The organism is Caminicella sporogenes DSM 14501, assembly GCF_900142285.1.
Taxonomy (GTDB): domain Bacteria; phylum Bacillota; class Clostridia; order Peptostreptococcales; family Caminicellaceae; genus Caminicella; species Caminicella sporogenes.
In genome coordinates, this window is the sequence record NZ_FRAJ01000008.1 from 1 (window position 1) to 13,609 (window position 13,609).

Consider the following 13,609-nt stretch of genomic DNA (forward strand, 5'->3'; position numbering starts at 1 on the left):
CAAATATTTTAAACAACGTTACCGACAACGATACATGATTGAAGCAAAGAACAGCGAACTCAAAAATCAGCACGGCTATGATATTGCCATATCGTCGGGCTTATTTGGTATGCGAATACAAGGAGCAATATCAATATTCAATGTGAATATCAAACGAATATTGACATTGTTAAAGAAAAAATATGGAGAAAATACTCCTAGCTTTCAATAAAAAGAGAAAACCACATTCGATTTTTGGGAAAATTATCCTAATTTGAATGTGGTTTTTTAATTGTTAGAACATTGTTTCTGAAAATACGATGGTTTTTCAGTAGGCTCCATACGCAGGGCTAACTTTTTAATTTAAAATAACCAATAAATAAAAAAATTATCAATTAAATTATAACAGCTAAAATTTATTAAAAAATTCCTTTTTCATTAAAAAAGTCTTTATATTTATGGTCTGTCTTTAAAATATGATTTTCTATCCAATCAGCTATAAATATGAGCATGTCCATTGTTACTTTCTTTTGATTATCATCTATATCTTTAGTTGTTAATTCAATTATTTTATCCACAAAAGCCTGATGTTCTCTTTCATGTGCTTTTAATCCTTCAAAACCATATTTTTTCATAAGTTCTTCTTCATAATTGAAATGATATACTGTATATTCTTTTAAATTTTCAAGTATTTCCATTATTTCATCATAATGGTCAATATCATCCTTTAAAGAAAGAATATGAGCTAATTTTGAACCAATTTCAATTAATTTTTTATGTTGTTTATCAATTTCAGCTACATTTACACTAAAGGCATCCTTCCATTTAAACATACCTTACCCTCCTATATACTTTTACATTTAAGTCATCATAAATATAAACCACTTTGAAATAATAAATCACTATTTCAAAATTAAATGTCCTATCCACAATTTTAACATATATTGGTTTTACACACAATAAAAACAAGGCATTAATCATTTAAAAAGATTAATGCCCATTCATTCTCATTCACAAATAACTATAATATCTTTGCTAAAAATTCTTTTGTCCTAGAATGTTCTGGATTGTTAAATATTTTTTTAGGACATCCTTGTTCAATAACTTGTCCTTTATCCATAAATAAAACCCTTGTAGCAACTTCTCTAGCAAATCCCATTTCATGAGTAACTACTACCATAGTCATTCCCTCAGCAACTAAATCTTTCATTACTTCTAAAACTTCTCCAACCATTTCAGGGTCAAGAGCTGATGTTGGTTCATCAAACAGCATAACATCTGGAGACATTGCTAAAGCTCTAGCTATAGCAATTCTCTGTTTTTGACCTCCTGACAATTGTTTAGGATAACTAAAAGCTTTATCCTTTAAACCAACTCTCTCAAGCAAATCAAATGCAATTTTTTCCGCTTCTTCTTTCTGCATTTTTTTTACTTTTATAGGTGCTAAAGTTATATTTTCTAGTACCGTCATATGTGGAAAAAGATTAAAATCTTGAAAAACCATTCCCATTTTTTGTCTCAATTTATTAATATCTTTATTATTATCCGTAATTGAAACTCCTTCAAATAATATTTCTCCACCAGTAGGTTCTTCTAAAAGATTAAGACATCTTAAAAAAGTACTCTTTCCTGAACCGCTAGGTCCTATTATAACTACTACTTCACCTTTTTTTATATGTTCATTTATTCCCTTTAAAACATGTAAATCCCCAAATTTTTTATCCAAATTAAATACCTTTATCACCTGCACGCAACCTCCTTTCCAATCTGCTCATTAACTTTGACAAAATAGATGTCATAAATAGATATATCAGCGCAGCAAAAAACAGTGGTAGGAAAGGACTATATGTGTTGCCCCTTACAGTTTGAGCATTATACATAAGTTCATGAATACCTATTACAGAAACTATTGCAGATTCTTTTATTACCACTATAAATTCATTACCAAGTGCTGGCAGTACATTCTTTATAGCCTGAGGAATAATTATATATCTCATGGCCATCTTATAACTCATACCTAATGACCTTGCAGCTTCCATCTGTCCTTTATCTATGGCTTGTATACCACTTCTAAAAATTTCTGATACATAAGCACCGCTATTTAATGACAGTGCTAAAATACCTGCTGTAAATTTAGGTAAATCAATAGGCAACCCATAAAAGATAATATATACTTGAACTAAAAGTGGTGTCCCCCTAAAAAATTCTATATATGCTGTTGATATAGCATTTAAAAATTTATTATTTGATATTTTCATAAGAGATAAAATAATACCTATTATAAGTCCAAAAGTTACTGAAAATACTGCAAGCAGTATTGTATTTTTTACACCAATTAAGTAAAACATATGATACTTCATCAAAATACTAAGTTTCATCTACTTCACCTCTAAAATATTAATTCCAAACTGCAAATTAGTAGCGGAAGAATAAATCCTCCGCTATTTTTATTGTTGATTTTCTTCTGATAACTTAATAGCTTCCAAAACAAATTCTTCTATTTTATTTTCACTCATAAGTTTATCTAACGTTTTATTTATAGCTTCTACCAAATCTTCATTACCTTTATTAACAGCTACAGCTGAACCGTTATCATCAGTTTCTAATTGTATACTTGAAACCTCTATACCGTCAATATTTTTAGCATATGCCTTAGCAACAGGAGCTTCAGCAATCACAGCATCTACTTTGCCATTCTTTAACTGTAAAATTAAATCAGCTATAGATGTAAGTGACTCTATCTTTGCATCTTTTATTTGTGTCTTTGCTAATTCTTCCTGTATAGTTCCTTTTTGTACTCCAATAACTTTACCTGTTAAGTCATCAATTGTTTTAAATTTATCTACATCTTTAGAACCAACTAATACACTTTGAACTGCTTTATAATATACTTTTGAAAAATCTACACTCTTTTTTCTCTCTTCTGTAGGTGTCATACCTGCAATAACAATATCCACCTTATCGCCTTTTAATGCAGCTAATAGACCATCAAATCCTATATCTTCTATTTCTAACTCTACCCCTAAATCTTTTGCTATTTCATTTGCAATAGCTATATCAAATCCTACAATTTCATCTTTTCCATTATTTACATAATGAAACTCATATGGAGGATAGTCAGCACTAGTACCAACTACAAGTTTTCCTGCTTTCTTTATAGTTTCAAGTTTAGAAACTTTTTTAACTTCTTTATCAGAATTATTTTCACTACTTACTCCTTTTTGACAAGCAGTAAAACTAAAAAGCATCACACCAATAAGTAATACTGTAATGAATTTTTTTCCTATCTTTTTCAACATCATCATTCCCCTTTCTTATGATTATTCTTATCTCTTTATATTTATGCAAAATATTATACACTTATTTTAATATTTATGCAACACTTTTTTTGTTTTTTTACTTTATTTTTTTATTATAAATTAGCATTTTATTAACAAAAATTCGTAATATCTTGATTTTTCAATCAATTTAACCTATATTACATTTAAAATAAAAAAGATTAAACTTTTGCAATAAAGTCTAATCTTTTTTATATTTATTCAAATTTCTCCATGTATCCGTATCACGAGGACATTTCGTTTTTTTTTATACCTAATTCCATAATTCAACTTATGAATATGACAAATAAAACATCCCGATGTTATCTTTTTGATATCATCCTTAAGTTAACAAAGATTCAATAATAAATATATCTTTAATAGTTATGCTTTTTCGATCATAACTAATCCAGCCATTTTTTCGCATTTGCATTAATTCATTTGAAAGAGCTGGTCTTGTTACACAAAATTTTTCTGCCATTTCTTTTCTCGAAATATCTATTTGTAATTTCAAAGTCCCCTGTTTTTTATATTCTTCAATAAGATAATTTGCTATTTTTCTTCGTATTGTATAATAAGATATATTTTTTAGCTTATCACTTAAATAAACCACTTGATTCGAAATTTCTTCAATAAACTTAATAAGAAATTCTTTGTTTTCATAACAAAGTTCTATGATTACTTCTTTCGATATAAAAATAATTTCCGTTCCGTCCATTGATAACAATGTAGAGGGATACTCTTCTTTTTTGGAAAATACAATTACATCTCCAAAAGTATCACCTTCATATAACCTCTTCACACTTACTAATTTTCCAGAAGGATAAGATTTTTGAACATCAACACAACCTTTTAAAATAATGCCTATTTTAGAAATAGGTTCCCCTTCAAAAGCAATAATTTGATTTTTATTATATATTTTTATTTCATAACTAATAGAATCTAATAAAATGGATAGTTTTTCATCATTAAAAGATGTAAATAATTTGCTTTTTTTTAATTTTTGAACCAAACTATTCATAGCTCCCTCCATATATTCTAATGTGTTATATCAACCTATAATAAATTATTACTTCGGATAATATAACAATGCCTATCTATCAAATTTATCTTTTTAAATCTATACATAATTAAAATCAAATCATTCAAACTTACAACGGATTTTCACTTTAATACTTTCAAAACTGATATAGATTAATGGAATGATAACCATAGTCATAAAAGTTGCTGATATTATTCCTCCAATAACAGTAATTGCGAGTGGTGAAAATCTTTCAGAGCCCAATGCAAGCTGTAATGCCAATGGAAGCATACCTGCAACATCAGAAAGTGCTGTCATCATAATTGCCCTGTATCTAGATTTTACAGCTAATACAACAGCTTCTTCAATTGGTATAGAATTATTTCTATTTACAATTATTTTATCAATAAGCAGAATTGAGTTATTAATTACTGTCCCTGCAAGTAAAATAAATCCTAATAGTACTGGCATCGAAATATATTTGCCGGTTAATATCAAAGCAGGAGCTACTCCAATAAATACCAATGGAATTGCCGCCATAATAGTTATTGGATGAATAAAAGATTTAAACTGCGGTACAAGTAATAGATACACAAAAATAATTGATAATGCCAATAAAAAAATCATATCTCTCATTGATTCTGATAAAGATTCTTGATCTCCTGTAAGCTCAATTTCATATTCTTCTGGCAATGGAAAATTCGCTATCAATTTATTGATGTCTTTTACAATTTTACTAAAAGCTCTATCATGGGTATAAGCTAAAATATCTATAGTATACTCTAAATCTTCTTTTGTAACGACATTAGCTCTTTTACTAATATTTATCGCTGCAATATCTCTAATCGGCACCTTAACCCCCATTGGTGTATTAATATGCATATCCATTAGATCTTCTATTGATTGATTATATTGGTCCATATACTCTACTCTAATATCAACATCATTCAACTCTCCAATATCCATGGATGTGGCTTTCATACCATCTATAGCATTCATAATCTGCTTTGATACTTCTACACTACTAAGTCCCAATTCTTGGATTCTTTCCTTATTCATTTCTATGTTCAACTGAAGATTATCCATATTAAAACTCTTGTAAATATTTGTAATTCCTTCAACATTTTTTAGTTTACATTCAAATTCACTTGCAAAATGATATAAGATTTCTTGATCTGGTCCACTGATTCTTACATCTATCGGTGCCTGTGAACTACTACTTGCCGTTGCACCCTGTTCCTTGACAACAAATCTTTGTATATTGGGAATTACAGCTATCTTTTTTCTAATTCTCTCTTGAAATTCCCAAATAGATTCTTTACGTTCCTTTCTTGTGTTCAAATTTACAGTAATTAATGCTTGGTTAGTTCCCATTACCCCGAAATCACTCAGTATGCTACTATCTTCTTCATATCCAATTTGTGTATCAAAATTGATAACATTTTTTTCTTCACTAAGTATATCCTCAATATATGCCACAGCCATTTGGGTTTCTTCAAGTGTTGTACCTGGAACCATTTCAATTGAAATATACGTAACTCCACTATCAAACTTTGGTAACATTTCAATCCCTTTATTAAATAAAGCTCCTACACTGACAATCATTAAAATTATAATAATGATATATGTTTTTATTTTATAATTTATAGCTTTTCTCAATAATTTGACATAAAAATCAAGAAGTTTATCCATTAATCTTCCAAATTTATCAGTGACAATTTTAATCTTTCTTTCTAATTTGACAAATTTAAATTTGTTAAATATAGCTATAAACAAAGGAACAATCGTAAGTGATATTGCTACTGATGTCAGCAATGCAAAAATTAAAGTTGTCGACAATGGTCCAAACATCTGACCTACAAATCCTTCAATAAACAACAGTGGAATTAATACAATCAATGTAGTCGATGTGCCTGCCATAGTTGCTAGTGTTATTTCACCTGTAGCGTCAATAGTTGCTCTAACAATGTCTTTATTAAATTCATCATAATGTCTAATGACATTTTCAACAACAACGATAGAATCATCAACAACTATACCTATACTTAAGATTAAAGCCGAAAGTGTTACTAAGTCAAGTTTCATTCCAAATACTTTCATTAATCCCAATGTACTTAAAAAAACCAAGGGCATAGAGATTGAAACAACAAAAGACTCACTTAATTTTGAAATAAACAAAATAATAATAAGTATGGTTAATATTATAGCTATAAGAACACTCGAAATCATGTTATCAACCATTTGGTTTGTAAAAATTGAATCATCTTGGGCTATTTTAAATTTAATATGCGGATACTTTAACTTTAATTTTTCAATCTCTATTTTTAAATTATTTATAGTTTCTACTGTATTTGCATTACTTTTTTTTATGATCATTAATGCGATAGCTTCTTCACCATTTAATCGATATGTACTTTTTAATTCCTCTATGGACAATTTAATATCTGCTATTTCGTCAAGATAAATAAAATTTCCATCCTTTAAATTAATTCTAAACCTTTTTATATCATCAATCGATTTAAATCTTTCATCAATTCTTATTATAATCTCCTTATTTTTATCTATAATTTTACCGCCAGGAGACTGTATATTATTTAATGATAGTAAAGAAGCCACTTTCTCTATTGTAAGACCATAGGCATTTATCTTATTTTTATCTAATTTTATTTGAATCTCTGATTTATAACCTCCAAATATATCAACAGAAGCTACACCCTCTGTAGATTGTAAAACATAACTGAGCTTATTTTCAGCTATTTCTCGTATCATCTCCAAATTCAAAGAATCACTACTTAAACTTAAGGTCATAATAGGTTTATCTGCAGAACTAATCTTTAAAATCTTTGGTTCTTTCATACTACTAGGTAACAACCCTTTTATTCGATTAATACTGTTTTGAATATCTATTGTCGCTTCATCAATATTTACTCCATATTCAAATTCTAACTGTATAATTGCCCTATTATCTTGAGCTGTAGATTTAATTTTTGATATACCTTCCAATTTTCCAAACTCGTCTTCCATAGGCTCTATGATGTCTTTTACAACATCCTGTGCTGATGCCCCCGGATACTGTGTAATTACTGTCGCCATAGGCGAAGCTGTATCGGGTGATAGTTGTGTTTTAATTGTGATTCTTGAATAAATCCCAAATAATACTATTGCTATTGTTAAGGAGAAAATAAGATATTTATTTTTTAAAGAAAATTCACCCAAGTTCATATTTAGTTATCTCCTCTCCCTTTGAAAATATATACTTTTGCACCATTATATAACTTCGTTAAATTTTTATAGGCAATTTTTTCATTGACATCAATTCCTGAAAGAACTTGGACTTTATCATCAACTTCAATACCTATTTCAATAGCTTGTTCTCTTACTTTACCATCTTCAAAAACATATACTATATTTTTATTACCCAATTTCTTGATTGCTTCCTTTGGTAGAATAATATTCCCTTCTACTTCATTTATAATAAAATCTACTTCAATACTTGAACCTATTATAATATTCTGGTTTTCCTCAATTTCAGGAATTTTAATTTCAACTTCACAGATTCTTGTACTCGGATTAATAATAGTTGGAAATTTACTAATTCTTGCTTCAACTTTCCTATCATCTGCCAATTGCAATATAACTTTCGTCTCATTACTAATTTTTTTTAAATCAGTCTCAGTAATATTTACCTTCGCTACAAAACTATTTTCATCTATAACTGCAAATGGTTTTCCAGCAATAGCTAAATCACCTTCTTCATAATAAAGTTTTCTAATAATACCCGCCCTAGGAGCTATTATTTCTGTTTCCTCAATCTCTTTTTTAATTTCATTTATCATAGCCTGCAACTCTTTTAATTGCATTTGACTTATATCTCTTTCATGTTCTAATTTATTGAATTTATCCCTAGAACTTGCTTCTAATTCCTTTATTTGTATCTCCAGTCTATCTTTTTCATGTTTAATTTTATCGTAGTCATTTTTAGATATAGCACCGTTTTCAAGCAAAATTCGATATTCTTCTTCATCTTCACTTAAATATTTAAAGTCTAATTTCATTTTTTCAATTTCTTTTATAATAGGATCAAATTCAAAATATTGGCTAACTTCTTTATTTAAATAATTAAAATTTTCTTTTGCCGTTTCTAGTTTTTTTAAATTCGTTTCTAATTTTTGAATAAGACTACTATCATCCAACTTTGCTATCAAATCACCTTTTTCTACTCTATCCCCTTCTTTAACATTTAGTAAACTAACATCTGAACTGATTATTGGAGATAAAATTATAGATTTTTCAGAATCAATTGTTCCAATATACTTTATTTCTTCAATCAACTTACCCCTTTGGGCCGTAATTAACTCCGTAGCTATTCCCAAACTTTTATCATAAACATCTTCTGAATCGGTTTTATTTATATTCTTTCCAGCAATAATAGAAAAAAGCATCATAACAATACTTATTGCTAGCACAAATATGACAATAGTTTTCTTCCTCTTCATTTTTAACCCTCCAATAAACTTAATAATTTCATTCTTTAAAAATACATTTATCTATATCTAAACAAATAAATACCCAATATATTAATAAATTATCCATCTTCTAAATTTATCTAAATTATAGCTTTTTTTAATAATAAATTCCGTAATAATTATTACCAAATTTAAGTTGTTGCTTATCTACTGGTGCTGTATGTCTTTTGACAGGCTGTATAACTATAAAATTTTGTAAACTATACAAAATAAAACAGAATATTTCGATTTATAGCTTAAGATAGATTTTATAAATCATAGCGAAAATTATAAAACTCCCTTAAGTATAAAAAATGATAAAAACTGTCCATATTTGTTTTATAAAAAATCATATGGGTATTAATTTAAAAAATTAAAAGTAGAAAGGATAATGTTAAAACATTATGCATATGTCCATTAAAAAGGGACAAAGTTTCTACAATAATTTGGATTTCCAATGAAGGGAGATGAAATTATGAATATTTTACAAAATTTCAAACTTAAAAACAAAATAATAATTTTAGCAGCTTTTTTAATATTTGTATATTCTGGTTTAATAGGAATTTATATTATACCTGTAGTTACCAAATCAATAAAAGAACAAACAGCAAAAAAATTAGAAAATTTAGTCGAATTACCTTACAGCATTGTAGAAAAATATTATCAAGAATATAAACAAGGAAAAATAACTGAAAAAGAAGCAAAAGAACTGGCTATAAATAGTATAAAAGAACTGAGATATAATGAAAAAGACTATTTTTGGATAAATGATTATAATTCCATCATGTTAATGCATCCTACAAAACCTGAACTAATAGGAAAAAATTTAAGTAATCTTGAAGACCCCGATGGCAAGAAATTTATAAAAGACATGGTAGAAATTGTTAAGAAAAATGGCTCAGGATTTATAATTTATAAGTGGTCTAAACCAGGAAAAGAAGAACCTCAACCTAAAATGTCATATGTTAAAGGATTTAAACCTTGGCAATGGGTTATAGGTACAGGAATTTATATTGATGATTTAAAAGAAATACAGTCAGGAATTATTAATAAAATAATAATTATATCTTCAATCATATTTATTCTTTCAATTGTATTTGTAGGAATTATAATTATTCCACTAAATAAAACCCTTAAAAAAATACTTATACACACAAACAAATTTTCAAAATACGATTTTACAGAATTAATTGATATTGAACAAAAAGATGAACTTGGTTCTATAAGTAAAGAATTTAATAACGTAATAATTAGTTTAAAAACTATTATAGAAAATATACAACAAACGTCAGATGTCATAAATGACAGTGCTGAAAAAACAGAAAATTATACAAATGATTTAAATGTAAGTGCAAAAAAAGCTTCAGAAATTACAGAAGGGCTTGCAGCAGTAATGGAAGAAACAGCTGCCTCAACTCATGAAGTAAATTATACTATTGAAGAAATAAAACATGCTATTGACTCAATAGCTGCAAGAGCAACAGAAGGTGCATTGACATCAGGCGATATAAGTAAACGAGCAAATAATTTAAAACAAGATGCCGTCAATTCAAGTAAAAAAGTTAATAACATATATAAAGAAGTAAAAGAAAAACTAGAATCTGCAATTGATAAATCAAAATCAGTTGAGCAAATTAATATACTTTCAAATTCTATATTAGAAATTACTGCTCAAACTAATTTACTTGCTTTAAATGCAGCTATTGAAGCAGCAAGAGCAGGAGAAGCTGGAAGGGGTTTTGCCGTTGTGGCAGATGAAATTAGAAAATTAGCTGAACAATCTTCTAAAACAGTTACTGACATTCAAAAAACAGTTGAAATTGTTAATTCTTCCGTATCAAATTTAGCTGATAGTGCACAGCAAATACTAGAATTTATAGACAAAGATGTTCTAGAAGATTATACAAAATTAATTAAAATTGCAGATCAATATAATAAAGATGCAGAAACATTTAATAGCATTATGATGGATTTTAGTGCTACTTCAGAAGAATTAAGTGCTTCTATTACTAATATAGCCGAAACTATTAATGAAATTTCTAAAGCTTCTAACGAGGGTGCTGAAGGAGTAGATAACATTGCATATATGACAGCAAATATTGCTGAAAAAATTAATCATGTAAAAAATTTAGCAGAAAACAATTCAATTTACATAGAAAACTTAAGAAAATTAACTTCAAAATTTAAAATTTAAACGATTTTATCCTAAATCTATTTAAAAAAATTTTAAAACTGCAAATATAATCAGTACCACCCGCATAACGGGTGGTTTTCTTTATATAAAATCCTACAATTTCATCTTTTTCATTATTTACATAATAAAACTCATATGAAACATAATTTAAAGCAAATGAAACGTCTAATTTTTATAAAAAAAAGGATTTATTGTATAAATATAGAAACAAAAAAGTACAGTTAATCTATCTAAATGATATTTAGAAATAATCATAGAAAATAGAAAGTTTTAAAGTATCTATTTTTATACAACATATACAAAATTTATTTATATGTAAATAGGTAGCTACAAAACTAAATAGCTGCAAGGCTAAACATATTTAGGAGGGATAACCATGGTTAAAAGAATAAGAGACTACGGTATAAGAATTGGAAGACTTAAAACAGGTGAAAAAAACAAAATAACTGATGTGAAGGGAATCAAAGTTGGACATGTAACCTTAAATCATGGAAATATTAAAACTGGAGTTACAGCAATTCTACCTCATGATGGTAATTTATTCAAAGAAAAAGTTATAGCAGCAAGTTATGTTTTAAATGGATTTGGTAAAACGATAGGTACTATTCAAATAAATGAACTTGGTACTATCGAAACACCGATAATATTAACAAATACATTAAGCATAGGAATAGCTGCTGAAGCATTAATTGAATATATGCTTAAAAATAACAAAGATATAGGATATACAACAGGAACTATAAATCCTGTAGTATGTGAATGTAATGATGGTTTTTTAAATGATATAAGAGGAATGCATATTAAAAAAGAACATATTTTCGAGGCTATTAATAATGCATGTGAAAATTTTGAAGAGGGAGCTGTCGGTGCTGGAACAGGTATGAGCTGCTTTTCACTTAAGGGTGGCATAGGTTCAGCTTCAAGAAGGTTCTATATAAAAGATAAAGAGTATATAATAGGTGCGCTTGTTTTATCAAATTTTGGTGTTAAGGAAGATTTCCTGCTTGATGGAAGAAAAGCAGGGGAATTAATTAAAAAAATAGATAAAAGGACTGAAAGTCAAAAAGAAAAAGGCTCAATAATAGTCATACTTGCAACTGATGCTCCAATGTCTGAAAGACAATTAAAGAGGTTGTGTAAAAGGGGAGGAGCAGGAATTATTAGGACAGGTTCTTACCTAGGAAATGGGAGCGGAGATATTATAATTGCATTTACTACTAAAAATAAGATTAATCATTACGAGCAAGATGGTGAAATAAGTATTAAAATATTAAATGATAATATGATAGATATTGCTTTTAGAGGTGCAGTCGAGGCAGTTGAAGAAGCAATATTAAATTCTCTTATATGTGCAGAAACAACAGAAGGCAGAGATGGAAATATAAGGTATTCGTTGAAAAATTATATTGAAAAGATAATTTAAGATTATATAGATATTCCAATAAACTAGGAGGAAAGTAGTATGTATGAAGAAATAAGAGAAAGAATTGATAAGATTCATAAAAATTTTGTGATTATTGATGGACATTTTGATTTATTGATGGATGTATTAGAAAAAAGAGAACTTGGATTTAAAAAAGTTATTGAAAGAGAGCATTTACCTAATTTTATTGAAGGTGGGATAAACATAATTGTCTCTTCAATATTCATAGAAGATATTTTTTTACCAGAAATGGCCTTAAGAAGAGCTTTAGACCAAATAAGTGCTTTATATGAAGAAATTGAAGAATCAAAAGATAAAATAGTATTATGTAAAAGTTATGATGACATAATGAAATCTGTGAAAGAAAATAAGTTAGGAATTTTATTATCTTTTGAAGGAGTTGAACCAATAGGCAATGATTTAAAACTACTTAGAATTTTTTATGAGCTTGGCGTAAGAATAATCGGTCTAGTTTGGAGTAGAAGAAATTACGCCGCTGATGGTTGTTATTTCTCAAAAAAAGAAGAAGGAAAAAAAGGTGGACTTACTAGTTTTGGAGTGGAACTTATAAAAGAAGCAGAAAAATTAGGCATGTTAATAGATGTAAGTCATTTAAATGATGAAGGTTTTTGGGATGTTATAAATATAGCTAAAAATCCAATAATAGCTTCTCATTCAAATTCAAGAACATTAGCAAATAGTATGAGAAATCTTGATGATGAACAAATAAAAGCACTTACAGCTAAAGGCGGAGTTATTGGAATGAATGTGTGTAATGCATTTGTATCAGATAATGATGAAGAATGTGATGCAGACCATTTAGTCAATCATGTGGACAATATAGTAAAAATTGCCGGTATAGAACACGTTGGATTAGGATTTGACTTTTGTGATTTCATAAGAGCTAAACAACCTGAAAAAGCTGAAAAACCAAAACGCAAAACTTTTGATATAATAAAAGGACATAAGAATATTAGAGAATTTACAGAAGCATTAATAAAACATGGATACAATGACGATGAGATTGAACTTATTTTAGGTCGAAACTTTTTGAGAATTTATAAAAATATATTTTAAAACTTAAATGTATTTAAAATACTATAATCTGATAAGAAATATTTTACTAAATAGTAATAAATAACTTTTTAACTTACTTTTATGATTGAAAAA

The 13,609-nt window shown here is 27.8% G+C and carries 10 protein-coding genes and 1 pseudogene; 4 read left to right on the forward strand and 7 right to left on the reverse strand.

What is annotated here, in order from left to right; all coding sequences use genetic code 11:
* Positions 1-211 (forward strand): annotated as a pseudogene (locus BUA90_RS05500) (hypothetical protein); the annotation flags it as partial.
* A 187-nt stretch (positions 212-398) separates the two neighbouring features.
* On the opposite strand, the gene BUA90_RS05505 reads toward BUA90_RS05500, so the two are convergent.
* The 7 genes from BUA90_RS05505 to BUA90_RS05535 all read right to left on the reverse strand — a co-directional run bounded on the left by BUA90_RS05505 (position 399) and on the right by BUA90_RS05535 (position 8,813).
* Positions 399-812, reverse strand: a complete 414-nt coding sequence (locus BUA90_RS05505) for a bacteriohemerythrin (protein ID WP_072966469.1) — start codon at positions 810-812, stop codon at positions 399-401.
* Between the two features lie 188 nt (positions 813-1,000).
* Complete coding sequence (locus tag BUA90_RS05510) at positions 1,001-1,723, reverse strand: amino acid ABC transporter ATP-binding protein (RefSeq protein WP_072966471.1); 723 nt, start codon at positions 1,721-1,723, stop codon at positions 1,001-1,003.
* On the reverse strand, positions 1,707-2,357 hold the full coding sequence (locus tag BUA90_RS05515; RefSeq protein WP_072966473.1) for an amino acid ABC transporter permease: 651 nt from the start codon (positions 2,355-2,357) through the stop codon (positions 1,707-1,709). The genes BUA90_RS05510 and BUA90_RS05515 overlap by 17 nt, the downstream gene beginning before the upstream one ends.
* A gap of 69 nt (positions 2,358-2,426) precedes the next feature.
* On the reverse strand, positions 2,427-3,278 hold the full coding sequence (locus BUA90_RS05520) for a transporter substrate-binding domain-containing protein (protein ID WP_072966475.1): 852 nt from the start codon (positions 3,276-3,278) through the stop codon (positions 2,427-2,429).
* A 361-nt stretch (positions 3,279-3,639) separates the two neighbouring features.
* Entirely contained in the window at positions 3,640-4,317 is a 678-nt protein-coding gene (locus BUA90_RS05525) for a Crp/Fnr family transcriptional regulator (protein ID WP_072966476.1), read from the reverse strand.
* A gap of 120 nt (positions 4,318-4,437) precedes the next feature.
* On the reverse strand, positions 4,438-7,539 hold the full coding sequence (locus BUA90_RS05530; RefSeq protein ID WP_072966478.1) for an efflux RND transporter permease subunit: 3,102 nt from the start codon (positions 7,537-7,539) through the stop codon (positions 4,438-4,440).
* 2 nt (positions 7,540-7,541) lie between these two features.
* Complete coding sequence (locus BUA90_RS05535; RefSeq protein ID WP_072966480.1) at positions 7,542-8,813, reverse strand: efflux RND transporter periplasmic adaptor subunit; 1,272 nt, start codon at positions 8,811-8,813, stop codon at positions 7,542-7,544.
* Positions 8,814-9,297: 484 nt separating this feature from the next.
* On the opposite strand from BUA90_RS05535, the gene BUA90_RS05540 reads away from it, so the two are divergent.
* The 3 genes from BUA90_RS05540 to BUA90_RS05550 all read left to right on the forward strand — a co-directional run bounded on the left by BUA90_RS05540 (position 9,298) and on the right by BUA90_RS05550 (position 13,516).
* Positions 9,298-11,016, forward strand: a complete 1,719-nt coding sequence (locus BUA90_RS05540; protein WP_072966482.1) for a methyl-accepting chemotaxis protein — start codon at positions 9,298-9,300, stop codon at positions 11,014-11,016.
* 376 nt (positions 11,017-11,392) lie between these two features.
* The gene (locus tag BUA90_RS05545) at positions 11,393-12,439 is read left to right on the forward strand and encodes a DmpA family aminopeptidase (RefSeq protein ID WP_072966484.1); all 1,047 of its coding nucleotides are present in this window, start codon (positions 11,393-11,395) and stop codon (positions 12,437-12,439) included.
* A 39-nt stretch (positions 12,440-12,478) separates the two neighbouring features.
* Entirely contained in the window at positions 12,479-13,516 is a 1,038-nt protein-coding gene (locus BUA90_RS05550) for a dipeptidase (protein WP_072966485.1), read from the forward strand.
* The last annotated feature ends 93 nt before the right edge of the window (positions 13,517-13,609 follow it).